Here is a 24884-nt window from a genome sequence, read left to right on the forward strand (position 1 = left end):
TCCTCTAATCTTTCTGCACGACAACAGAGGCCGCGATTAATTCCGAGATCCGCCCGGACGGGACGCCCCAGCGCGCCAGAACGGCGGTGGTATCCGCGCCCGGCGCGGGCGGCTTTCCGGGCTGGTGCGCCGGGGTGTCTGCGAAACGCGGGGCCGCGGCCGGCTGAGGTAGCCCCCCCGGTTCGATGAAGGCGCCGCGTTCAGTGAATTGTGGATGGCCAGCGGCCTCTGCCAGGGTCAGAACTGGTGTCACACAGGCATCCGAACCCTCGAAGGTCTCGGTCCATTGCGCCATCGTCCTTTCCGCAATCCGCGCTTGAAGGGCCAGTCGCAGCTTGGGCCAAGCTTGCCTATCCCATTGCAGATCCAGAAAGTCCTCAGGCAGGCCAAGGCGCGTCACCAGCTCCTTGAAGAACCGCCCCTCGATGGAGCCAACGGCCAAATAGCGACCATCCGCAGTTTCGTAGACATTATAGAACGGCGCGCCGGTATCCAAAACGTTGGTGCCGCGATCATCGCTCCACATGCCCTCGGCCCGCAGGCTGAAAATGCCGGCCATTAGCAGCAGGGCGCCATCGGTCATCGCCGCATCGACGATGTCGCCGTGCCCAGTGGTCGCGGCCTTAAGCAGGCTGGCGAGCACACCAACGGCGAGCAGCATCCCCCCGCCACCGAAATCGCCGACCAGGTTCAGAGGTGGGACTGGCGCTTGTCCGGCCCGTCCGACTGCATTCAGCACACCGGAGAGCGCCAGATAGTTGATGTCGTGTCCGGCCATATGCGACGACGGCCCTGTTTGCCCCCACCCGGTGACGCGGCCATAAACCAGCTTGGGATTCAGAGCGTGACACTCCGCCGGCCCCAGACCTAACCGCTCGGTCACGCCTGGGCGGAACCCTTCGATAACCGCGTCGGCCTGTTCTATCAGCTCCAGCACCAATGCCACACCTTCGCGCGACTTTAGATCGACGGCAACCGAAGTCTTGCCCCGGTTCAGGACTTCGAGTTCGGGGTTGGTATCGAGCCCCAGATCGGCCGCGCTCGGCCGGTCAATCCGAACGACTTCGGCCCCCATATCCGCAAGGACCATGCCGCAAAACGGGGCCGGCCCGATCCCGGCCAGTTCGATGATTTTTAAGCCACTCAACGGTTTCATGTTTCGACCTTTCCGGCAACTGCGTTCACATCATCGTTCCACCATCGACAGCGATGGTCTGACCGGTGATGAAGGCGCTCGCATCCGACAGAAGCCAGTTGGCCGTGCCGACGAGGTCGGAGGGCTGCAAGTTTTCCGCGATCGACTGCATGCTGCGTATCGTCTTTAGCGCGACATCCGTCTTGTCGGCGAAGAAGTCGTTGGTCGCTTCGGTCAGAACCGCCGACGGCGCAATCGCATTGACGCGGATCTTGTCGCGCCCCAGCTCGCGCGCGAGGCCACGGGTCATTCCGCTGACGGCGGCTTTCGAGGTGGTGTAGTGCAGCACATAAGGTGTGCCATAACTTCCCGCGAGCGATGCGATGTTGATGATACTGCCGGCGCCGATCTTGCGCATCGCCGGAACCGCGGCGCGGCAGCAATTCCAGATGCCTTTCACATTGACATCCATCGCCGCATCCCAGTCCGCCTCGGACAGGGTGTCGAAGCGGCCGCCCTTCAGCGTGCCGTAGAGCGCGGCGTTGTTGATCAGCCCGTCCAGCCGGTCGAACCGCGACAGGGCCAAAGCCACCGCGGCTTCGGCCTGCGCCAGATCGGTGACGTTCAGCGTGGTGCCGATGACGGTACCCGGCTGCTCCTCTGCCCGCTTCACGGTTTCCGCACAATCGTTCAAATCGGCGGCCACGACATTGGCACCGAGGGAGGCCAGCGATACCGCATATTCCTGACCGATGCCGCGGGCAGCCCCCGTGACGATCACGCATTTACCATTCAGATCGTTCATTCGTCTTCTCCATCAACTATTGTTCACAATAGATACCGATTGGTTACTTCTTAAGCGGACGCACCTCAGTCGCCCTTGCTGCCGATGCCCGCTGACTACTTTCGGTCGTCAGGCCCGCCGTCCGGGCGGAAAGTGCAGGACATGCGAAAGGCGGTATTCGTGCCCCGCGCCGCCTGCCCCGCCCTTTCCGATCAGGCGTCGATACCTTTCATCCCTTCAGCGGTGTAGCGACCGCCGCTCACCGCGTCGGGCGTGAAGGTCTTGTCCAGGAAATCCAGCGCCTCAGGCGTCAGCCGCACCGCATCGGCGCCGACATTGTCGTCGATGTATTTCTTGCGACGCGTGCCGGGGATTGGGATGATGTCGTCACCCTGCGCCAGCAGCCAGGCTAGCGCGACCTGCCCGAGCGAGCAGGAATGATCCGCCGCCACTTTCTGAACCGCTTCGAGCAGCTTGTTGTTGCGTTCCAGGTTCTCGCCCTGAAACCGCGGGTTTGCCTTGCGGAAATCGCCATCTTCCAACTTGTCCGGGTTGGACATCGTGCCGGTCAGAAAGCCACGGCCCAGCGGGCTGTAGGGCACAAAAGCGGTGTTCTGTTCGCGGCAGACATCCAGGATTCCCTTTTCGGGATCGCGGCTCCACAGCGAGTACTCGGTCTGAAGCGCGGTGACGGGGTGTTCCGCATGCGCACGGCGCAGGGTCTTTTCCGAAACCTCGCAAAGCCCGTAAGCCTTGATCTTGCCTTCGGAGACCAGCTCTTTCAGCGCGCCGACAGAGTCCTCGATCGGCACTTCGGGGCTGAGCCGGTGCAGGTAAAAGAGGTCGATGCAATCGACACCCAGACGTTTCAACGAGGCCTCGCAGGCGGATTTCACATAGGCCGGGCTCGAATCCAGACGGCGTTCGTATTTGCCACGCTCGCGCACGATGCCGCATTTCGTCGCGATCACGATCCGGTCCGATTTGCCTTGAACGAATTTGCCAAGCAGCTCTTCATTATGGCCAATACCATAGGTGTCGGCGGTGTCATAAAAGGTGACACCTTTTTCAAGCGCATGCTCGAGCGTCTTCAGCGACTCTACATCGTCGGACACGCCGTAAAATTCGGACATCCCCATGCAGCCAAGCCCCAATGCAGAGACCTCAATCTCTGATGCTCCCAAAACTCGCGTTCTCATCGTCGTCTCCTTCATCTCTAATTGGATTTTTCCAGTTGCATTTGCGACAGTTGCAAACGCAGTTCAGTTTTCAGAATTTTTCCGTAATTGCTTTTCGGCAGACTCTTCACAAAGAAGATGTCCTTGGGCCGTTTGAAGCGCGCGATGTTTTGCAGGCACAGCTCTTCGAGTTCATGCGCCGAGGCGGTTTTGCCGTCATGCAGAACCACGAAGGCGACGACCTCCTCGCCCCAATCGCCATGCGGACGGCCGACCACCGACACCTCGTCGACGCGGTCATCCAGCAGAAGCACTTCCTCGATCTCGCGCGGATAGATATTGGTGCCGCCGCTGATGATCATGTCTTTGGAGCGGTCCATCAGCGTGACGAAACCGTCCTCGTCGAAAAAGCCGATGTCGCCGGTATAAAGCCAACCGTCGCGGATCGCCCTGGCGGTTGCCTGGGGGTTGTTCCAATAGCCCAGCATGGTCACGTCGCTGCGGAACAGAACCTCGCCGCTTTCGCCGACCGGAACGTCCTTGCCGTCTTCATCGACGATCCGCAGATCTACGCCAGTGCGCGCGGTGCCGGTGCTGGCCAGGCGCTTTTCGTATTTCGGGTTGTCGAAATCGGCATGCAAGGCCTTGCTGAGCCCGACACCGGTCATCGGCGATTCACCCTGCCCGAAGATCTGGTAGAAGCACGGGCCGAAGATATCGATGGCGCGTTTGATATCCTCCAGATACATCGGCGCACCGCCGTAGTAGATCGTCTTGATATTCTCCGACTTCACACTGCGCGCGCGCGGGTGGTTCGACATACGCGTCAGCATGGTCGGCGCGGCAAAGAACGTCATGTCCGAGTAAACGTCGAGCAGATCGAAGATCTCTTCGACATCAAACCCCCGGCTATCGGGGATGATGTGATTGGCCGCCTTCATCAGAAACGGCAACCCGTAAAGCCCGCCGCCATGCGACAGCGGTGCTGCGTGCAGATAGCAATCCTCGGGGCCGACCGCGTCGATATCGGCATAATAGCGCAGAGCCATCGCCATCAGGTTGGCATGGCTCAGCGTCGCGCCCTTCGGGCGCCCGGTGGTGCCGCTGGTGTAAAAGAGCCAGGCCGGATCGCTGTCGGCCACCTCGACCAGCGGCAGCGGCCCGCCGGTGAGCAGGTCCGCATATTCGGCGCCGCCCGCGACGATCACCCGCTCGACCGTCGCGATATTGTCGGCACAGGGGGCGAGCTTGGCCTCAATATCAGCGGTCGTGAAAATAATGCGGGCTCCGTTGTTTTCGAAGATAAACTCGAATTCCTTCTGGTGAAGTTTAGAATTCACCGGAACCGCGCAGAGGCCAGCATGCCAGCAGGCCACGAGGATCTCAAGATATTCAGGCGCGTTGGTCATCGCCAGCCCGACGCGGTCGCCTTTTTGCAGCCCCAACGGCCCACGCAGCGCCCCAGCCAGCCGCCAGGCGCGATCGGCGAATTCGGCGTAATCGCAGAACATCTTGGTTCCGACGCTGATCGCCGGGCGATCACCATAGGTCTTGGCGACCTGCTTGACAAAAGTTGCAATATTCACTTGGCGTTCTCCATTCCCGCGCCGGGGGCCGTCTTTGGTTGGACGGGCATCAGTTAAACATTAGATCTGGTAGCCAAATCGAGATTTGGGGAAACCAGATGATCAGAAGAAGCGTGACGATCTCCATACCGATGAAGGGCAGCACACCGCGGAAGGTTTCGCGTGCATCGACCTTACCCTCGGATGCGGCGATCACCGCAAAGAGATTCAGACCAACCGGGGGTGTGATCGCGCCGATCTCGACCAGCTTGACGACGATGACACCGAACCAGATCGGATCCATCCCAAGGCTTTGCGAGATCGGGTGCAGGAACGGCACGGTCATGACAAGCATCGACACGCCGTCGACAAACATGCCCAGAAGCACGAAAACGAACACGGAGAGGGTCAGAAACCAGGCCACAGACATCCCCTGATGGCCAAACAGGCTGGTTAGTTCGTTGAGAATGCCGGATACCAGCAAAAGGCGCGAGAGCAACAGCCCCCCAATGATGATCAGGAACAGGACCGCCGTCATCATCGCGGTTTCCTTCAGGGAGTTCCAGAAATCCTGTCCAGTCAGCTTGTTGCGGAAAAGCGAGATCAGGACAGCGCCGCCGGCACCGGCTGCTCCTGCGGTCGACGGGAACATGATACCGGAGTATATCCCGCCCATCACGATGGCAACCAGCAGCAGGATCGCCCAGAGCCCCTTGAGCGAGACCAGCTTTTCGCTAAGCGTAAAACGCTCCACATCCTGCGGCGCAACCTCTGGCCGGAAATAGATCAACAGGCCCATTCCGATGAAATAGACCCCGATCGTCAGCAGGCCCGGTACCAACCCGGCCATCAGCAGGCGCCCGACGCTCTCTTCGGTGATGATACCGTAGATGACCATGGCAAGCGAGGGCGGGATCAGCGCGGCAAATGTCCCCGCGGCGCAGATACAGCCGGCGCTGATCGCTTTGGAATATCCGAACCGGATCATCTCGGGCAGCGCGATGCGCGTGAACACGGTCGAGCTGACAACGGTGGAGCCGTTGATCGCGCCGAACCCGCCGGCCGCCAGGGTCGTGGCGTAGTAGAGGCCCCCGCGCACGCCGCTGGTCCAGCGATGCGCCGCAGTATAAAGTTCTGACGTGATCCCGGTGGCTGACGTGATTGCCCCCATCAGAATAAACATCGGCACCACCACGAAGGCGAAATCGCTGCCCACGGCATAGGGCATGGTCTGGGCGGTGGTCATCATGAAGGCTTCACCTGTCACGCTCCACATACCGACCAGCGAAACCGCGGTCATCGCGATGCCGATGGGCAGGCCGAGCGCGGCCGGAAGCAGGATCGCGAGGATGATGATGAGGCCTAGCAGCAGCGGATCCATTGTCACGCCTCCTCCGCGACGGTCGCCGGGAGGGCGAGGTTGAGATAGGCGTGCACGATCTGGCGGGCGTATTCGGCTACTGTGATGAACATCGCCAGCGAGACCGCGATCTTCGCGGGCCATACCGGAAAGCGGATCGACGCCATGGCCAGTTCGTTCTCAGAAAAGCTGGCCTGCGCCAGTTCCGCAGATTGCACTGCCAGCAGCAGGAACACGGCGCCGGCCCCCGCCATCGCCGCCAACCGCAGCCATCCCAAAAGCCGCGACCCGAAGAATTGCAGGAACAGATCGACCTTGACATGCCGGTCGTCCCGCGCGGCGACCGCGAAGGACTGGAAGATCACGACTGCCAGGAGGACTTCGGACAATTCGCGCGCCAGAGGCACGGGCCGCCCGAACAGAAAGGTCGAGATGACATCGGCGCTGCCGAACACGGCCATGAATGCCAATGTCCCGCAGGCGATCACTAGGCAGGCATTGCCTAGCAACAAGATAGCTTTGTCAATTGTCGAAAACAGCGTTGCCACGACAGGTGCCCTCCGCGTCTCTGCGTTAAGTCTTTTGGACTTCGCAATGGGTTCAAAATGCCGCCCCAGGGCCCCTGAACGGAGCACCTGGGGCGGCCGGGAAGTTAGTTCGCCTCTGATGCGACCTGCTCGCGGACCACGGCGGCGACTTCGCGCGCCGCATCGCCCAAACCCTTGCTGCCCATCTCGGCGATCCAGACTTCCAGGAAATCGGGCGCCGTTTCATAGACCTTCTCGGTCTCGGTGAACTCGACAAGCTCAAGCCCAGCTTCGAGGAACTTTGCCTTCGCATCCTCGCCCGCCTGGTGAACGGTTTCGCGGTCCATGGCGGCAGCCTCGGCACCGACCTCGGCAAAGAGCGCATGAACCTCGTCCGACCAGCCATCCCAAAGGTCCTTGTTCACATAGGTCGGCCAGCCGCTGATCGCCCCAAAGTTCAGGTCGATGTAATAGTCGGCCACCTCGTGCAGCTTGTAGGCATAGGCGAAGTCATCCGGCAGATACGAACAGTCGATATTCCCGCGCTGAAGGCCCTCATAGATCTCGGGCGCAAGAACCGTCACGGGGACAGCATCCAGCGAGTCCCAAAGCTTTGGGACGTATTCGCCATAGCTTCGCATCTTGGCGCCGGAAAAGTCGGCGAGTGTCTCGATCTTTTTGGTGCATAACACATGATAAGTCGGCAGGCTGGTCCAGAGAACCGGTACGACGTTGTTGCGGTCATGTTCTTCCACCACACCCGGCACCGCGACCATCTCTTCGGCGGTCCTCTGCGCCGCCGCGTTGGATGGGAAGATCATCGGAAGCTGATGCACGTTCACCAACGGCAGTTTCGACGCATAATAGGCTGGCGCGGGTGAGGATAACTCCACTGCGCCTTGACCGACCAGTTCGAGAAGCTCTGTCGATTTGCCCAGCGTCTGCGACCAGAAGAACTGAACCTTGATATTGCCGCCACTGCGTTCCTCAAGCTCGTTGCCCCACCATTTGAGAACTTTTGCCTGCGGAATGTTCTCAGAGAAATAGAGCGCATATTTCAACGTCACCGATGGATAATCGGCGGCGTTAACTGCCGTCGCGGCGACGACTTGCGCCAGAGTAGCAACAGCTACGCCCAATCCTTTTTTGATCATTTTCATTTTTTCCTCCCTTATTGCGGAATTCTTCTTTTGCAGTACTCGTCCGGCGGCTCGCTTAGGGCCGTTTCCTATTGCGACGCGCTGTTCACTCGGGAACTACGTCAACGCCAATCAGCACGGTTTGCTCGGCCTTTTGTTTGTTTTCAGCCCAATGTGCGAGGCTCGCGCCCTCTGCGAAAAATTCACCGGGCCCGTAGGTTTTGATAACACCGTCGTCGCGATGCTCGACGAGCTCCCCGCTGATGACGTAGGCAAATGATGGGCGGCTTACGTGGCTGTGATGGGCAATAACCGCGCCTGGCTCGAGTACAACACGTCGAAGGCGAAGCGCATAGCCATCGGCAACAGGCACTTGTTCGGCCAGCGGAAAACCAGCCGACGCATCCACCGATACGCCGAACGTTTCCGTCGGCTTTTCGACGCCCTCGGCAAGGGCAGCTGTGGATAGCATCAGTGTAAGCGCTGAAGCGGCTGCAATAGTTTTCATTTTGAACTCCTCCCAAAGCTATCAGTGTTTTCGCGGATCACCGCGCGTGTTTGGCGCCGTTAGGCGGATTGACGGCCCAGGATCGTAACCAAGGCCACCGCCTCTTCGTTCTGGTGAAAGCCGCCGCCGTTTTCTGCCAGTGCAAAGCGCGCATTCTCCACCTGACGCGGACCCGCCTCGTGACGCAGCTGCGTCACCAGTTCGTGGATCTGCGCCAGCCCCGTGGCACCGATTGGATGGCCGCGGCATTCCAGACCGCCCGAGGTATTGATCGGAATCCGCCCCCCCAGCGAGGTGTCGCCGCGCGCCGCCGCAAAACCGCCTTCGCCGTATTCAAAAAACCCCATATGTTCTGATTGCTGCACCTCGGCAAATGCGCTGGCGTCGTGCAGCTCTGAAACCGAAATGTCGGACGGGCCGATGCCCGCCATGTCATAGGCCCATTGCGAGGCCAGCCGGCAGGTCTGCTGCGACAGATTCTCGGCGGCCCGATTGGTCCCCCCGCCGACGATCGAGGCCAGAATCTCGACCGCCCGAGCCTTGGTGCCGGGATTGGCGGCCTCAAGTCTGCTGAGCCCGTCCTCGTTGCAGACGACTACTGCTGAAGCACCGTCGCTGATCGGCGCGCACATCGCAACTGTCAGCGGCCAGGAGATCACGCGTGACGCGAGAACCTCTTCGACGCTCATTGGCTGTTGGTATTGCGCTAACGGATTGAAGCGCGAATGCGCGTGGTTCTTGGAGGCGACATGCGCCAGATGGGTCTCGGTCGTCCCGTAGGTCTTGATGTGGTATTTGGCCAAATTGGCGTACACATCCATGAACAGGCTTCGCTGGTTGGCTGGAATGTCCTTGCCTTCCGGGATTTCTGCACCGCTGCCCAGATATTCCAGGTTCGTCGCCGTTTCCTCGGCCCGCGTCACGTCCCAGGCGCCGTCAAAGACCGCGAAGCCCTTTTGCTTGTCGAGCGTCATCTTTTCGGCCCCGACCGCCAGCGCGATATCGCTCAGCCCCGCCTTCACATTGGCGAATGCCAGATTCAGCGCTGAGCTTGAGCTGGCGCAGGCATTTTCCACATTGGTGACCGGCGTTCGCTCGAATCCGATATTTCGCAGCGCGACCTGTCCCGGCACCATGTGTTGCCCTTCCATGAAGGACTGCGAGACATTGCCGAAGAACGCGGCGCCGATATCGGCCTGGGTTACTCCGGCATCCGAAAGCGCGGCGCTCACGGCGGTCTTGGTCAACGACTTGATGGTTTCATTCGAAAAGCGCCCGAATGCGCTCATCCCGACTCCCACAATATACGCTTTGGTCAAGCTATCCTCCAAACTATAAGGTCATGTAAGTAACCATTTGGTCACGTTCTAGTTAAAAAATAGCATCTCTGTCAACTTCGAATTTTTGCAGGAGTGAATCGTAGCCTGGCAGAGCGCCGCGCGTCGCCGAAGCACCGCCACGCAAAGGCCGTCCGCACCCTGCTTTTACCGGGCGTCCCGGCAGATCAACCTACATTGTTTGCAAGGCCGTGAAAGTGCGTAAACAGCTAATGGACATGGAAAATATCCGGCAACAACCGTTTCTCGGCTTGCGGCGTAGTTCATGTCCAGAGGCGTCTGTGATAGGTTGTGAGAATATCCGCACCGACTACTTCTGGCCTCTATCGCATGCAGGGTTGGTGGCCTTTACGGCGAAGGAAATTGACTCCAAGCGGTTCCATTGGTAACCAAATGGTCATCGGCTAACCTTCCGGCTTGCCCGAATCACTCAGTTCGCTCCGATGTCGGAGCAACTTCTCAGCAACCAAAAGAAGGATTTCCTTCGACCATGAGCCAGAATATGTCCGACCTCTTTCAGGATATCCGTGATGGTGTTCAGGCGCTGTGCGCGGACTTCCCGGACGAGTATCACCGCAAGATCGACCATGACCGCGGTTACCCTGATGAATTCGTTGATGCGCTGACCAAGGCCGGTTGGATGGCCGCGCTGATTCCCGAAGACTACGGCGGGTCCGGACTTGGCCTAACCGAGGCATCGGTCATCATGGAGGAAATCAATCGATCCGGCGGCAATTCCGGCGCCTGCCACGGGCAGATGTATAACATGAACACCCTGATCCGACACGGTTCGGAAGAACAGCGCCTAACCTACCTGCCCAAGATCGCCGCGGGCGAGCTCCGGCTGCAATCCATGGGTGTCACCGAGCCGACGACAGGCACCGACACCACGCGGCTCAAGACCACCGCCGTCAGGAAAGGCGACCGTTATGTGATTAATGGTCAAAAGGTCTGGATCAGCCGGGTCCAGTACTCGGATCTGATGATCCTGCTCGCGCGGACGACACCGCTGGCGGAGGTGAGCAAGAAGTCCGAAGGCCTGTCGATCTTTCTTGTCGACATCAAGGATGCCATGACGAAGGGCATGACGGTCCGGCCGATCCCCAACATGGTGAACCACGAAACGAACGAGCTGTTCTTCGACAACCTCGAAATCCCGGTCGAGAACCTGATCGGCGAAGAAGGCAAGGGCTTCAAATACATTCTGACCGGTCTGAACGCTGAGCGGGCGCTGATCGCGGCGGAATGTATCGGCGACGGGTATTGGTTCACCGATCGGGTCAGCAAATACGTTTCGGAACGCGAGGTTTTCGGCCGCCCGATCGGCCAGAACCAAGGCGTCCAATTTCCAATTGCCGAGGCATTTATCGAGGTCGAGGCCGCAAACCTCATGCGGTTCGAAGCCTGCCGCCGCTACGACGCAGGCGAAGAGTGCGGCGCCCAGGCCAATATGGCGAAATACCTGGCGGCCAAGGCATCCTGGGAGGCCGCCAATGCCTGCCTGCAATTTCACGGCGGTTTCGGCTTTGCGTGCGAATACGATATCGAGCGCAAGTTTCGCGAAACGCGCCTATATCAGGTGGCGCCGATTTCGACCAATCTGATCCTGTCCTATGTCGCGGAGCATATCCTGCAAATGCCGAGGTCGTTCTGATGCGACCTGCGATCTTCGGGATCGGAGGGGCCGATGCGGCTTGACCTGGACCATCTCGAAGGCTGGATCGGTCGGGAAGACCACGCAAGCGAAGAGCTTACGGCGGCACTCGTCGCCCGGTTCAACGCCACTTTCGACCGGCAGTCGCCTCTCGACCACGGCGCCGAAGCGCCCGTGCTGATCCATCTGTGCCTTGCGCAGCCGATTGCCTCGACCAAGGCCTTGGGGACCGATGGCCATCCGGCCAAGGGGGGCTTTTTGCCGCCCGTGCCGCTGCCCCGGCGCATGTGGGCCGGCGGTCGGATTGACTTTCACCGGCCACTGCGGATCGGTGACACGGTGTCGCGCCGCTCGGTGATCGAGGGAATCGAGCTCAAACAAGGCAAAAGCGGCCCGCTTTGCTTCGTCACCGTGCGCCACGCATTCGAAAGCGGCGGAGGCCCCGCGCTCACCGAACGCCAGGATATCGTGTACCGTGAGATCACGGGCGCTGGCGTCGGTGCCGCAATGCCGTCCGAACCTGCCCCGGCTGGCGCGGAGACCCGGACGGTGACGGCCAGCGCGCCGCTACTGTTTCGCTATTCCGCGCTCACCTTCAACGGGCACCGTATCCATTATGATGCGCCCTATGCCAAGACCGAAGAAGGCTATCCCGGCCTTGTCATCCACGGGCCGCTCCAGGCGACGATGCTTTGCCAATTCGCCACCGATCTGTGCGGCGCGGCGCCAAGACGGTTCGACTTTCGCAGCCTTTCGCCGATCTTCGGCCCCGACCGCTTTGGGCTGCACGCCGTACCCGACGGCGAGGCCCTGTCTCTTTGGACGGCGCAGGAAGGCGGCCCCGTCAGTATGATGGCGACAGCGCAATGGTGACGCATCCGTGGCCTTTGCGTGCGCCTCTCTTCGTTCCGGCCAGCCGGGCGAACCTCTTTGCGAAGGCCGCCGCCGCAGCGCCCGATGCGGTGATCCTCGATCTGGAGGATGCTGTTGCCGAGGCGGACAAGGACGCCGCTCGCGATGCGCTCGACCGCCGGTTCACCGACCGTCCGGTCATTGTCCGCATCAATCCTGTCGGCACGCCTTGGCATGAGGCCGATCTGCGCGCCGTGACACATTTGCAGCCGGACGCGGTCATGATCCCAAAGTCCGAAGACCTGGCGCAACTGGCGAAGATCGGCGCAGGGCTCGATGGTATTGCGCTGCTGCCGCTGGTCGAAACCGCACGGGGACTTGCCCAGGCGCGCCAACTTGCCGCCCTGCCCGGTGTCCGCCGACTGGTCTTTGGCTCGGTGGATTATTGCGCCGATCTGGCCATGACGCATGACCGCGCCCTGCTGTTGCCTGCGCGCAGCGAGCTGGTGCTGGCATCGCGTATCGCCGGTATCGCTGCGCCCATCGACGGGGTGACGACAACGCTCGACGATACGGATCTGCTTGTCGAGGACGCGCTCCATGCGCGGGCCATCGGGATGGCCGGGAAGCTCTGCATCCATCCCGCCCAGGTCGCCCCCGTCCGACAGGCCTTCTGCCCGGCAGAGACGGAAATCGCCTGGGCGAGACGGGTACTTGCAGCGGGTGACGGGGCCGTGAGGATCGCCGGTGAAATGGTCGATGCCCCGGTCCTTGCCAAGGCCAGGGCCATATTGGCCGCCACGCGAGAAAGCTGAGTTGGCCAGTGCTGCGGGCGGCCGCGTGGACGGCACCCAAACCGGCCATCCGCATGTCTTGAGGCTGAGTGATTCCAATCGGCCACGTTGGCAAATCTTGATTCACAATTTGGCGCCGGACCTACGGATCGCCCTGAACATGGATGCCTCCCATGATACATATCCGATTTTCGTCCGACCATTGGAGCCTGACCGCTTTGTCCGGCGCGGCGGTGCTTTTCTGCGTCATGGGCATCGGGCGGTTCGGGCTGACCCCGATACTGCCCGCCATGATAGATGCGGGCCTGGTCGATCACTTCCGCGCAGGGCTTCTCGCTTCTGCGAATTTCCTCGGCTACCTAGCCGGAGCACTTTTGCTCTGGAGGTTTCCAGGCCCGCTCACCCACTCACGTTGGTTCGTCGTCTCGCTGGCAGCAAGCGTCATCGCGACAGGCGCAATGGCGTTCTTTCCCGCATTCTCTGTCCAGATCCCGCTACGCTTTGCCGGAGGTCTGGCAAGCACCGTGGCCATGGCGCTGGCGTCCGGCATCGTGTTTTCACGCTGCAAGAGCTATCCCGTCGCGGGTTCGGCGATCTTTTTTGGCGGGGTTGGCTGCGGGATCGCCTTCTCCGCCGTGCTGGTTGAACTCATGCAGTCGTGGGGCAGCGACTGGCGCGGCCTCTGGCTCGGTCTGGCGGCCGCGTCAACTCTTCCCGCGTGGTTGGCGGGCCGTCATCTCGCACCACATCTCGACGATACCGCCCCTCCCTCCGCCCCGGATGAACCCGGACGCAGCCAGGAACTCGGGCCACTGATGATTGCCTTCTTCTTGTTCGGGTATGGATATGTCATCACGTCAACCTTCCTCGTAGCACAAATTCGGAGCACCCCTGCACTCAGTAACCTGGAAATGGAGTCGTGGCTTTTGGTCGGTCTCGCGGGGGTGCCCGCCGCAGGGCTGTGGTACGCTTTCGCAAAGCGCAGTGGCTTCGCCACAGCGTTTGCCGCAGCCTGTTTTGCCGAGGCGATAGGTATCGCCTGCAGCGTCACCGGAACAAGCGCAGAGGCGATCCTGATCAGTGCATTCATCTTCGGTTTTACCTTCATGGGAATTAGCCCCCTCGGACTCCTCTACGCGGCAGCCATCGGGCAATCCGGCACATCTCGTGTAATCGGTATGATGTCTGCAACCTTTGGTCTAGGTCAGGTCATTGGTCCGGTGGTGGCCGGACATTTGATTGCTGCGAACGGCAACTATTTTGTTGCAGTTGTTTCAGGTGCATTGGCGCTATTGCTCGCAGCGATATTGACTGCACCGGCCGCAATAAGGGAAAGGACGCGCAGGCGTGGGAGAGCGCCATTCGCGGAATGATCGAATCGGGGTCTGATTACGGAATAGGTCGTTGCGTCCGCAGTAGAGATTTGGCCGCGTTTTCGAACGACTACAATCGTCGACTAGGAAAAAGCGGGCTATTCCAGCTAAAGATATGCACGGTTTTGTTACGCAAAGCGGATGATGGGCGGTCTTCTCCTGCCTCGGACAGACTTACTCTACGACCGCTGTGACCGATGACCTCTTGGCTCGTAACAGGGTCGCACTTCAATGTAGCGCTCGTCGCTACAAGGCCATAAGGCGAAGATGGTTTGTTATGTAATAGAAACAATGGCTTAATGGGTCGTCAAAGCAGCCTTGGCGACTGTTCGCGACCAGCAAGAGCCAGAGAAAGGGAAGCCCGGGTGCCGGGCTTGAAAGGATAGAGAGAGCCTCTTCTGGGTCCGGCATGACAAGGACCCTAACCATGGCCAAGACCACGACCCGACCGAAACCCTCCACCTCGAAGAAAACCGAAGCCGCCGGAACGGCCGCGCCTGAAGGCGCTGCCGACATCCGGATGATCCCGCTCAACCAACTTGAGCCGAGCCCGCTCAATGTCCGCAAGGTCGTAGCCAGTGCCAGTGATGACGCCGAGCTTCTCGCGAGCATCCGCGAGACGGGCATCAAGCAGAACCTGGTGGTTCATGCGATGTCTGACACGCGCTTTGCTGTCGATGCGGGCGGTCGTCGCCTCAAGGCGCTGAAGCAGCTTGTCGAAGATGGCGTGATCCCGTCTGATCACCCAGTGCCCTGCCTCGTCGAGGATGAGCGTAACGCCATCCTCACCTCTGCCACGGAGAACCTGCAGCGCGCGGCGATGCACCCCGCTGACCAGTTCGAGGCCTTCGACAAGATGATCGGCGAAGGGCGCAGCGAGAACGAGATTGCGCTGAAGTTCGGCGTCTCCGTCGACCTGGTGCGCCGTCGCTTGAAACTCGCCCGTGTTGCGCCGGAGATCATCGAACAGTTTCGCGCGGGCGATCTGACCCTCGAATGCGTGATGGCCTTCACGCTGACCGACGACCATGATCGCCAACTCGCGGTCTGGAACACGGTGAAGGGCGGCTATCACATCCATCCGCAGAGCATCAAACGTCAGCTGACCGAGACGGCCCATTCGGCGAACTCCGCCCTCGGGCGCTTTGTTGGCATCGAGGCCTATGAGGCAGCGGGCGGTGTTCTGCTGCGCGATCTCTTCGACGATCGTGCCAGCGCCCATATGGAAAACCCCGACCTTCTGGAACGCCTGGCCATCGAGAAGCTGCAGGCCGCAGCGAAACCCTTCGAGGCGGCGTGGAAATGGGTCGAGGTGCATCTCTCGGTGGACTATGGCGCGTTTCGCAGCTTCGGGCGAGTCTATCCGCAGGACATCGAGCCTGATCCGGACCTGCTCGCCGAGGAGGAACGCCTCATCGCGCGGGAGGAAGAACTGGCGGCGCAGAATGACGGTGAGGACTGGACCGACGCAGAAACCACAGAATATTACGCCATCGAACCGCGGCTGCGCGAGATCGAGGCCCTGCAGCGTGAGCGGCAGCCTTACGCGGAGGCAGATCGCGCTATCGCCGGCGTGGTTCTGACTATCGGCCACGACGGGGCGCTGCGTGTCGAGAAGGGTCTGGTGCGGCCCGAGGATATTCCAGCCGCGACCGAGCCCGAAGAGACTACCGCAGATGCGAATGGCGCCTTCTCAACTGCCCGCCCACACGTTACACCGCCGACCTCCTCGACACCGGTGCCGACCTCCGACCCGGCCGCCACCTTGCGTAAGGCGGATGGGATTTCTGCAAGCCTTGCCGACGATCTGCGCGCTACGCGTCAGCACATTCTGCGGGCCCATCTGGCGGCGGATTTCGAGGTGGCGTTCGACGCGACGCTCTACGCGCTCTGCGAACAGGCTCTGGGGCGGTCCTACAACAACGAGGCACTCGACATCTCGATCCGGCCCTTCCAGGCGCAAAACCGCGAGGTGCTGCATGTGGATACTGTCGCCCAAAAGATGCTCGAGGCGCTGGAACAGGGCCTCGCCACCGACTGGATGAAGCTCGAGAAACCAGAGGACTTCCGGGCAATGTCAGCGCTGCCGATTGCAGACAAGCAGGCGCTTTTCGCCTGGGCAACGGGTCTGGCGGTCAAACCCCAGCTTTCCAACGACAATCGCCCTTCCCCGATCATCGAGGAGATCGGCGCGCGGCTTGACGTTGATGTGTCGGCCTGTTGGCGCCCGACCGCCCAAAACTACTGGGGTCGGGTCAACAAAGGGCATGCGGTGGCCACGGCGCGCAAGCTGATCGGCGACGACTACGCCGAGGATCGCAATCGCGAACGCAAGGGCGATATTGCGGCCGCGATGGAACGCGCCTTTGCAGAAACGGCAGGCGAGAGCGAAGGCTTCGACGCCGCGACGGTCGCCAGGACGTCGCGCTGGCTGCCCGACGGAATGGTGTTTGCCGGTGCTACGGAGGCCGACACCAAAATCATAGGCGGTGCGTCCAAGGCCGAGGAAGGCGACGCGCCCGCCGCAGACGCTCTGGCTGAGGCGGAGAATGAGGAGCCGTCGTCCTTGCCCGCCTTCCTCAGCGAGGATGCGGCCTGACGCGGCGAAGACCGATCTGATCACGACATGAGCTTTGGGCCGTCCTCACATCGAGGACGGCCCTTTCCGGCTGGCGGGTTGCCTACAGCCGATATCGGATCGGCTGGCCCGTTCCGGAGACATCCCATGACCACCATACTCGACCTAGATCCAGTTCGGGAAGCGGCACTGATCGCCGCGCAGAATGATGCGTTTCGCCGTTCAATCCTCGGCAATACCCCTGTCACCGATGCCCCGCAGGGCCAGTTCGTGATGACAAGCGGCGTCGCGGCGCTTGGGCCCGAGGCCCAACAGGAGCTCACCCACCGTGTTGCCGCGTTTGACGCCTTCAATGCCGACAGCGATCCGCAGGGATGGCACGAAATGGGTGTCATCGAATTCAATGGCACGACAGTCTGGTTCAAGCTCGACTTGTATGACGTCGACTACCAATACGGTTCGCCCGAGCCTGCCGATCCTCAGCAGACGCGCCGGGTCCTGACCCTGCTTCTGCCGCCGGAATACTGACGCCCCCATCCCCAATCACCGCCCCGGACCGCCCTTGCACAAAGGGCGGTCCTTTCGGGCTGGCGGGTTCCAAGAGGCGCGACGATCGCACCCGGCCCGCCACAGGAGACAAGAGATGGCCAAGACACTCGACTACCAGATCACCCTCTATCCCGCGCATCGCGACGGCGCCTTCGTCGTCACGCAGTTCCAGATGTTGGCGCGCTACCCTGAGAAGCGCATTCAGGCCGCGGGCATGGATGACCTGATCGACCAAGTGACGCAGTTCGCGATGGAGCATGGCGAGAGCTGCAGCGCCTCGGTGCGCTGCCTCGCTCCGCGCAAACCGCCGGGGTTCAAGCGCGCGACCGAGAACCTCTATTTCAACCTGGTTGACCGGACGGCTGAGCAGCGCGGCGACGCTGCGGCCTGAAGCCCCGCAGGAAACTTCCTGGGCGACCCCGCGTAATGGTCGCCCTCCCATTTCCTCAATTCCAAAGGATCAAAGACATGACACAAGAGACTGATTTCTACGCGCAGATACTCGAATCCCAGAGGCGTGCTGCCGAACAGCGGGTAGAAACCCGCGCGGCGCTTCTTTCCGAACTGCGCGCCCTCGGCGTGACGAACATCGAGGTGCAATATGAAGGCTACGGCGATTCCGGCAATGTCGAGGATGTCGTCGTGAACCCGGATACGATCACCCTGACAGAAGACCTGCGACGACGGATCGAAGATTTCGGCTGGGATTTCGCCTATGCGCTGAGCCCCGGCTTTGAGAACAACGAGGGCGGCTATGGCGAGCTGACCTGGGCGATTCAGGCGGACCAGATCGATGTCAGCCACTCGAACCGCTATATCGAGACCAACACCACCGAACACGAGGGGCTCTGACATGGCACATCCCCTCCATCACGCCGAAAGCTCGGCCCGAAAATTCGGCGGTGTTCCAGAGGATTACCAACACGTACATGATTGGTTTGATTCATCCAAAGAGCACCTAGGTCTCTTTGTTCACAGAGCCCAAAAGCATCATACCTTATCCTGACTCTATGGAAGCGTCTTATTCCTGTGCATGGTGCGGGTTATGCGGAACCTTAGGATTGAGAGATGAGCCAGCCCCGGCCCGCTCTCCATCAAAAGGGCCGTAGGGACGGGGCTGGCGGCGCTTCGGTTTTAGCGCGACTGGAGTCGCGGGCGTCGTTTGCTGGACGCGAACGCCTTTGGAGGATGGATGACGCAGCTTTATTTCACCGACGGATCGGCGCTGCGCGCGCCCGTTTCGGTCGAAGGCGTTCCGGCCGATCTTTCCGTGTCCCTGACGGAGGCCGCTGGCAAGATCGACCTGATGGATGGCATGCCCTTCTTACTGGATCGGGACGGAAGCTACTTGCATGACGTGAACCGGTTCTTTCGCGCCTGTCCGACCATGGGGGTGCGTTCGCGGCACAGTTTGCGCGCCTACGCCCATGACATCTTCGTCTGGATGCGGTTTCTGGAAGAACGGCGTGGTGGAAAGCAGCTTTGGCGTGCCGATTACAACGATGTCATCGCGTTTCACCATGCACGGCGTTTGTCGGATGCACCGTTCCGGATTTCGGCATCCAGTTGGAACAGGGCGATCGCGGCGCTCGACAAACTGTATCGGTGGGCGCTTGAAGAGGGACTGATCGCATCCTCGCCGTTTCGATATGACCTGTCCTTTCGCCATGGTCATGGGCGAGGAACGCCGAAGGTGGTTGAGGGGAACAGGGCGCGGGAACGTGCCGCGCGCCCGCATGACATGCAATTCGTCGATCTCGGGCGCTACCTCGTATTCCGGGATATCGGCCTGAGGGGTAAATTGCCGGACGGGTCCGAGGACCCAGCCTGGCGCGGCCGCAATGGCGAGCGGAATGCCGTTTTCGCGGAACTGCTCGTCACGACCGGCATGCGCCTCGGCGAGGCCGGTAGCCTGATCATAGACGAACTGCCCCGGCTGATCTCCGACAGCCCACGGATACTTCCTTTCGATCTGCCGGCCGTGATCACCAAGGGCGAACGCCCGCGACGCATCCGGTTGCCGCGCCGGGTGCTCAAGCAGATCGGGGATTACGTCGATATCGAGCGCCGGATTGCCGCCGCCAAGGCGCCGCCTCGTCCGGCCGTCCCCTTTGTATTGTCACCCGATGGCCGCAACGCCATTGATGACAGTGGTCGGCGCATCGCGCTGACCAGGCTCCTTGCGCAAGACCGCCAACGGCTGCTGCGATCGCCTGATGGGATGCCTGAACACGCATCGCTCTGGCTCACGGAACGCGGCCAGCCCGTGTCGTCGGGTACTTGGGAGGTAGCGTTTCGTAGGGCAAGCCAGCGGTGCCAGGCCTTCGGCCTCAATATCATCGTCACACCGCACATGTTGCGGCACACCTTTGCGGTCAACATGTTGTCGATGCTGATCCGCGAACAGGTGGGCAGGATCTTCAACCCGACCGATGCGCACGGTGCTGCCTATCGGCAGATGCTTGGCGATCCGCTCCGCCATCTCCAGCACCTCCTCGGCCACGCGAACATCGCTAGCACCTACATCTATCTCGACAGCCTTGCCGAGGCGCAGGAACTCGTCGATGCGGCGGCGGATCGCTGGACCGACGAACTCATGGCGGAGGATCGATGACCGGCAGAGCCCGCGTCTCACAGCCCCGCCCAGGGCGACGCGCGAGTTTTCCTGACAATCTTTCCGATCCCGGTCCCGCGGCCGCCATTGCCATCACCGCCCGCCGTTTCGAGATTGCCTTGGCCGGACAGACTGCGACGATGGACCTGACGCGTTTGCCGGGTCGCAATTCGCTTGCACGGGCCTTCACGCTGGCACTCTGGCAGGCATGTCAGGTCGGTGGCCCTGCCGGCACCGTCCGCACCGCCATGTCATTGGCCGAAGCCATCCATCGGTTCTGGCGCTATCTCGATGCGACAGACTCATCCGTACAGGCGCTTGCCGAGATTGATGTTGCTACCATCGAAGGCTTCGACGCCTGGATGGATGAGCGCGGGCAGCATCCCAACCATCGCCGCCACCAGATGGGAGATGTAGTGATGCTGCTGCGGTTGGCGGATGCGGGCGAACCAGGCCGCCTTTCCGAAGAGGCTTCCCGCCGATTATTCTATGTCAGTACGCGCCCGGGTGTTCCACCGCGCCCGCGCGATGCCTACAGCGACAGTGTCCGGGTGGCCTTGAAGGTGGCCGCACGTGCCGATGTTGCAGCGATCATGCAGCGATTCCGTCCGGCGCTTGAACAGGAGTGCGAGACACGCATCGACCGGCTGGAGATGGACGCCTTCGCGGAGATCGACCGTGTCGGTTTCATTACCGTCAAGAACGACCTTTTTCGTCAACTCTACGGGGCACGGAACTATGCAGGGATTTCGAATGAGGGGCTGAGCGACAGGATGCATGGCACGCGGCATCTGCTTCTTGGCGATCTGATTGCCCTTTTTGTTTTGCTGTCGCTGGAGACCGGTCTCGAGATCGAAGCGATCAAGACCCTGCGTGCCGACTGCCTCAAGAACCCGTCCAGCGGATATGTCGAGATCGAGTATTGCAAGCGCCGCGCCCGTCATGCCGAGTGGAAGCGGCTGCGGGTTCGGGACGGAGGGTCAGGCACCCCGGGCGGCCTCCTGCGCCTCGCAATTCAGTGGACCGCAACGGCGCGCGGTCATCTCAAGAGCGAGCAGCTTTTCACGTTTTACTGCCGCGGGCGCCTGACCGATGTCGTTCTGCCGATGCAATCCGCTAGAAAGGTCTGGGTCAAACATCACGGGTTGCAGGATGATTACGGGAAGCCGTTGAAGCTCTGCCTCTCGCGTTTGCGCAAGACCCACAAGGCTGCGTGGTATCGCAAGACCGGCGGTCAGCTGCGCCGGTTTGCGGTTGGACATACCGTCGAGGTTGCTGCGAACCACTATGGGGACATTCCCGCCTTGCGGCCGATACACGAAGCTACCATCGCCGAGGCGCTGATGGACGCTGTCGAAGATGCGTTGCAGCCTACCGTGTTGACCCCGGAGGCCGAGGTCGAAGTCTTGGCAGCTCCGTCTTCGGCTCAGCCCGGTTTTCCGGAGGGCTTGGCGACCGATGTTCCGGCATTGCTGGCAGGCGAACAGGATGTATGGCTGGCAAGCTGTTCCGGCTTCTACAGCAGCCCGTTCGCCACGTCGGGAGAGGCCTGCCCGGTGCCGTTCTGGGGCTGCCTCGAATGCCGCAACGGCGTCATCACCACTCGCAAGCTTCCCGCGCTGATGGCGTTTCTGGATTTCGTGGTGGACCAGCGCAAGGTTTTGTCCGAAGCAGATTGGCAGGCGAAGTTCGGGCGGGTCCACCACAGGATCTCTGCGCAGATATTGCCGCAATTCTCTGAGCCCGATTTAGCCGCCGCGCGTGCCCTCACGGCCAGTCAATCGGCACAGATCTACCTTCCCCCGGAGGCGGGTCTCGCATGAGAGCAAATCCAGACTGCACGACCGCAAGGCCATCGCTGCCATCGGCAATCCATCCCGACGACACCGACATCCTCGCAGGCAGACCGCTCAGACCGGGATCGGAGCGGTCGATGCTGTCCCGCTTCGGCGACGATGTCTGGGATCTCAGTCCAGCGATGTTTCGCGCCAACGCGCGTCCGGCAGCGTTTCGCGTGGACTTCGGCGCCATCGAAGACCCCGCGCTTCGACGGCTCGCCAAGGAGTATATGCTTGCCCGCCTTCAGGCGCCTCTGCGCAGCTACCGGGGCCCTTGCGGCCCCTCGACCGCCAAGGGCACATTGCTGTTCCTGCGCCATTTCGGAGAGTTCCTGCACGATCGTATCGGTTCCGTCGAACTGGCGCGCGTCGACCAGCAAGTGCTGGACGCGTATCTGGCGCATCTGGGGGCAGACGGCGCACGTTCATCGCAACAGATCCGCCTCTATGTCGATGTCCCCATCGACCTCCATCATTTTGGGCCATGGGTGACCGGGGGCGGCATTCCCTTCCTGCCCTGGGGTGGGCGCACGGCAAGCAATGTCAGCGGTCGGAGCCGGACGAGCTCGGAGAACACCACGCCGCGCATCCCCGAACCGGTCATCGGCGCACTGCTCCACTGGTCGATGCGATACGTCGATGTCTTCGCTCCGGATATCCTCGCGGCGCGCGAAGAGCTGGATCGCCTTAAAGCCCGCGCTGCCCAGATTATTGCCGAGGATGCGCGCCAGACCCGCCACGAACGGTTTCGCTACCGTCTTCGCACCTGGCTCGAGGCCCGTCGGGCGGAAGGGCGGGGCGTGCCACTCTGGGAGCGCCGTCCAAACACCACCCGCGGTGTCCCCGATGTTAGGGAAGGCAACGCGTATAATTTCAGGCTGATGTGCCTTCAGATCGGCTGTCCTCAAACGGGGAACCTCAGTAGTTCCACCGCGACCGTGAGGATGCTGGACCAGATGGCGGGTGAGATGGGAACCGAGGTCGGCGGAATGGATACCCCGATCACCCTCGATCCCGATACCGGCCTGCCCTGGCGGGAGCGTTTCGACACGGACAGCCTGCCACATGAAGAGCAGATGCTGCAGGCGGCCTGCTACATCGTCTGCGCGTATCTGACGGGGATGCGCGACAGCGAGTTGCAGGACATGGAGCCGGGCTGCGTTTCGGTTGAACGCAGTGCTGACAACCTGATCGAGCGCTATCGGGTACGCAGCAACGTCTATAAGCACCGCGAGGCGGCGGGTGTTTCCGCCGATTGGATCACTATCGCGCCGGTCGCCCGAGCGGTCGATGCTTTGGAAGTCCTGTCACGGCGCGCACGCGGCGAGCGCGACCTGAGATCTCTTTGGGTCTCGTTGAAGCCTTGGGACTGGACGGCGGATTACCTTGCCGCGCAGGCGTCGCCGATCATCAAGATGTTCCGCGACGGTCTGGATGCAAAGGTCGCAAACCCGCCCGCAATTCCACATGTCGACGGACGCCCCTGGCATTTCAGCACCCGCCAGTTCCGGCGCACCATCGCATGGTACATCGCGAACCGCCCTTTCGGCGTGATTGCCGGAAAGATCCAGTACAAGCATGCCTCCGTGGCGATGTTCGAGGGCTATGCCGGTGCGCCGCACGGAGATTTTCGCCGGGCGGTCGAGCAGGAACGCGCCCTTGGCCAATTGGACGATGTGGTCGCCTATTATGAGGCCTACCTGCAGGGTGACGAGCCCGGCGGACCGGCTTCGTCCCGTCTCAAGCAGGAGTTCGACCACGTCCGGGACACCCTCGGTGATCTGCCCGGGCGCATCCTCGACCAGAAACGCCTTCGAACGATGCTGGCGCATCTTGGAAAGACGCTGCATGTCGGATTTCTGAACGATTGCTTCTTTGAGCCCGCCAGCGCCCTCTGCCTGCGGCCCGACGACAAGCCGGAGGCCCCGGTGATTTCGCGTTGCAGCCCTGACCGCTGCCCCAATTCCTGCCTGACCACGCGCCATGTCGCGCCCTGGCGGACCTCGATCGAGGAGGGCGAGCGCCTCCTGCAGGGCAACACCCTGTCGGCATTTCAGAAGGTCGCAATCGCGCAGGACAATGATCGAAAGCGCGGACTGATCGCGCACTTGGAGGACCCAAAGCTATGACATGGCCCGTCAGTCAGAAGACCGAAGACGCCTTGCGCGCCGCCATGAAGCGGCTGCTCGAAGGAGCCTCAGAGCATACCGACGGGCGCCTCAGTGTCGCCAATCTCGCGTGCGAGGCCGGCGTCAGCCGCGCCACAGCCAACCGGGCCACTGCCGTTCTTGCGGAATTTCGTGCGGCAGAGGCGCGGTTCCGGTCGGGATCAGTCGCAGGATTGAAAGCCCGTATCCGTGAACTCGAAGCCGAGCTGAGGGCCGCCCGCGGCGGCGAACTGGCAGAGCTGCGCGCGACCGTCAAAACCCTAGCGCAACAAATCCAGGTACTCGCGCTGAAGGGTGAAGAACAACGCCGCCTGATTGCGGTTCTTGAAGCACAGATCGCGCGGGCCGACCCGAAAGTCCTGCCGTTCAGTCCGCCGTCCCAGGGCGGCATCTGAAGTCATGATCAGGGAGAGGAAGAGGTGAGCTGGGTGGGGGTGAAACAGGGATAAGATAGAGAGGGAGCCCCCATGAATTGTCTCATCGATGCCACTCAGGAAAACCCCAATGATCGCAGGGTGTTTTCCTTAAGAGACAGCTTGACTGTCCAGATAACATGCCGTTGGGATCTATGATGCCGAACGGCTGTTTGGTCGCAGCTTAACCAACAGCGCGGGCCGGGTCGTCCCGATCCGCTGGATCGGTGAGCAACATGTGCGTGAAGACTGTCAGGGGCGCATCCCGTCGCTTGCGGACTGGCTCGGCCGCATTCAGCCGGAGCCGTGGATGGCCAATGGTCGGATCGACAACGACCCGACGCAGATTGTTGGCGATCCGCGCGCGGCCTGGGTCGAGGCGGTTGCGGGTCACCAGACCATTCTCGGATTCGAAGATTGGCTCCTGAAAGTCTCGGTCGAGCACGTCCAGCATCGCCAGAACCGCGCCGCCGCCTGATCCGCTGGGCGGCGCATTAACCAACCACCTGACCACGTCC

At 61.3% G+C, this 24884-nt stretch carries 21 protein-coding genes and 2 pseudogenes; 14 read left to right on the forward strand and 9 right to left on the reverse strand.

From position 1 onward, the window contains the following. Nucleotides 1-4 precede the first annotated feature (4 nt). The 9 genes from ACN0SW_RS13795 to ACN0SW_RS13835 form a co-directional block, all read right to left on the reverse strand. On the reverse strand, nucleotides 5-1156 hold the full coding sequence (locus ACN0SW_RS13795; protein WP_417728509.1) for a CaiB/BaiF CoA transferase family protein: 1152 nt from the start codon (nucleotides 1154-1156) through the stop codon (nucleotides 5-7). A 25-nt stretch (nucleotides 1157-1181) separates the two neighbouring features. Then, on the reverse strand, nucleotides 1182-1940 hold the full coding sequence (locus ACN0SW_RS13800) for an SDR family NAD(P)-dependent oxidoreductase (RefSeq protein ID WP_417728510.1): 759 nt from the start codon (nucleotides 1938-1940) through the stop codon (nucleotides 1182-1184). 191 nt (nucleotides 1941-2131) lie between these two features. Continuing rightward, a complete protein-coding gene (locus ACN0SW_RS13805) occupies nucleotides 2132-3118 on the reverse strand; it encodes an aldo/keto reductase (RefSeq protein WP_417728511.1) in 987 nt (328 codons plus the stop codon). Nucleotides 3119-3135: 17 nt separating this feature from the next. Next, nucleotides 3136-4683, reverse strand: coding sequence for an AMP-binding protein (locus ACN0SW_RS13810; protein ID WP_417728512.1), 1548 nt, complete (start codon nucleotides 4681-4683; stop codon nucleotides 3136-3138). A 49-nt stretch (nucleotides 4684-4732) separates the two neighbouring features. Further along, on the reverse strand, nucleotides 4733-6043 hold the full coding sequence (locus ACN0SW_RS13815; protein WP_417728513.1) for a TRAP transporter large permease: 1311 nt from the start codon (nucleotides 6041-6043) through the stop codon (nucleotides 4733-4735). Nucleotides 6044-6045: 2 nt separating this feature from the next. Further along, on the reverse strand, nucleotides 6046-6570 hold the full coding sequence (locus tag ACN0SW_RS13820; protein WP_417728514.1) for a TRAP transporter small permease: 525 nt from the start codon (nucleotides 6568-6570) through the stop codon (nucleotides 6046-6048). A gap of 104 nt (nucleotides 6571-6674) precedes the next feature. Further along, nucleotides 6675-7709 (reverse strand): C4-dicarboxylate TRAP transporter substrate-binding protein, encoded by a 1035-nt coding sequence (locus ACN0SW_RS13825; protein ID WP_417728515.1) that lies wholly within the window; start codon nucleotides 7707-7709, stop codon nucleotides 6675-6677. Between the two features lie 85 nt (nucleotides 7710-7794). Beyond that, complete coding sequence (locus ACN0SW_RS13830; protein WP_417728516.1) at nucleotides 7795-8196, reverse strand: cupin domain-containing protein; 402 nt, start codon at nucleotides 8194-8196, stop codon at nucleotides 7795-7797. 59 nt (nucleotides 8197-8255) lie between these two features. Further along, the gene (locus tag ACN0SW_RS13835) at nucleotides 8256-9497 is read right to left on the reverse strand and encodes a thiolase family protein (RefSeq protein WP_417728540.1); all 1242 of its coding nucleotides are present in this window, start codon (nucleotides 9495-9497) and stop codon (nucleotides 8256-8258) included. 538 nt (nucleotides 9498-10035) lie between these two features. Between ACN0SW_RS13835 and ACN0SW_RS13840 the strand changes: the two genes are divergently transcribed. The 14 genes and pseudogenes from ACN0SW_RS13840 to ACN0SW_RS13905 all read left to right on the forward strand — a co-directional run. Continuing rightward, the gene (locus tag ACN0SW_RS13840; protein WP_417728541.1) at nucleotides 10036-11187 is read left to right on the forward strand and encodes an acyl-CoA dehydrogenase family protein; all 1152 of its coding nucleotides are present in this window, start codon (nucleotides 10036-10038) and stop codon (nucleotides 11185-11187) included. Nucleotides 11188-11220: 33 nt separating this feature from the next. Continuing rightward, entirely contained in the window at nucleotides 11221-12060 is an 840-nt protein-coding gene (locus ACN0SW_RS13845; RefSeq protein ID WP_417728517.1) for an FAS1-like dehydratase domain-containing protein, read from the forward strand. Further along, entirely contained in the window at nucleotides 12054-12854 is an 801-nt protein-coding gene (locus ACN0SW_RS13850; RefSeq protein WP_417728518.1) for an HpcH/HpaI aldolase/citrate lyase family protein, read from the forward strand. The genes ACN0SW_RS13845 and ACN0SW_RS13850 overlap by 7 nt, the downstream gene beginning before the upstream one ends. A gap of 197 nt (nucleotides 12855-13051) precedes the next feature. Further along, nucleotides 13052-14206: a YbfB/YjiJ family MFS transporter gene (locus tag ACN0SW_RS13855; RefSeq protein ID WP_417728519.1), complete on the forward strand. Its 1155-nt coding sequence runs from the start codon at nucleotides 13052-13054 to the stop codon at nucleotides 14204-14206. Between the two features lie 427 nt (nucleotides 14207-14633). Then, the gene (locus ACN0SW_RS13860; protein WP_417728520.1) at nucleotides 14634-16805 is read left to right on the forward strand and encodes a ParB N-terminal domain-containing protein; all 2172 of its coding nucleotides are present in this window, start codon (nucleotides 14634-14636) and stop codon (nucleotides 16803-16805) included. Between the two features lie 126 nt (nucleotides 16806-16931). After that, on the forward strand, nucleotides 16932-17312 hold the full coding sequence (locus ACN0SW_RS13865; RefSeq protein WP_417728521.1) for a DUF3768 domain-containing protein: 381 nt from the start codon (nucleotides 16932-16934) through the stop codon (nucleotides 17310-17312). A gap of 115 nt (nucleotides 17313-17427) precedes the next feature. After that, entirely contained in the window at nucleotides 17428-17724 is a 297-nt protein-coding gene (locus ACN0SW_RS13870; protein WP_417728522.1) for a hypothetical protein, read from the forward strand. A 77-nt stretch (nucleotides 17725-17801) separates the two neighbouring features. Further along, nucleotides 17802-18185, forward strand: coding sequence for a DUF6878 family protein (locus tag ACN0SW_RS13875; protein WP_417728523.1), 384 nt, complete (start codon nucleotides 17802-17804; stop codon nucleotides 18183-18185). Between the two features lies 1 nt (nucleotide 18186). Beyond that, nucleotides 18187-18330 (forward strand): annotated as a pseudogene (locus tag ACN0SW_RS13880) (DUF6915 family protein); the annotation flags it as partial. Between the two features lie 195 nt (nucleotides 18331-18525). After that, nucleotides 18526-19947 carry a tyrosine-type recombinase/integrase gene (locus ACN0SW_RS13885; RefSeq protein WP_050524050.1) on the forward strand — a complete coding sequence of 474 codons (1422 nt, stop codon included), beginning with the start codon at nucleotides 18526-18528 and terminating at the stop codon, nucleotides 19945-19947. Next, entirely contained in the window at nucleotides 19944-21770 is a 1827-nt protein-coding gene (locus tag ACN0SW_RS13890) for a hypothetical protein (RefSeq protein WP_047998106.1), read from the forward strand. Before ACN0SW_RS13885 ends, ACN0SW_RS13890 begins: the two co-directional genes overlap by 4 nt. Nucleotides 21771-21880: 110 nt before the next feature. Beyond that, a complete protein-coding gene (locus ACN0SW_RS13895) occupies nucleotides 21881-23914 on the forward strand; it encodes a hypothetical protein (RefSeq protein WP_231580182.1) in 2034 nt (677 codons plus the stop codon). Further along, nucleotides 23911-24348 (forward strand): hypothetical protein, encoded by a 438-nt coding sequence (locus ACN0SW_RS13900; RefSeq protein ID WP_047997895.1) that lies wholly within the window; start codon nucleotides 23911-23913, stop codon nucleotides 24346-24348. Before ACN0SW_RS13895 ends, ACN0SW_RS13900 begins: the two co-directional genes overlap by 4 nt. Nucleotides 24349-24505: 157 nt before the next feature. Next, nucleotides 24506-24844 (forward strand): annotated as a pseudogene (locus tag ACN0SW_RS13905) (DUF6915 family protein); the annotation flags it as partial. Nucleotides 24845-24884 lie beyond the last annotated feature (40 nt).

The sequence above is a fragment of the Roseovarius sp. genome (assembly GCF_048262375.1).
In the GTDB taxonomy this organism is placed as follows: Bacteria; Pseudomonadota; Alphaproteobacteria; order Rhodobacterales; family Rhodobacteraceae; genus Roseovarius.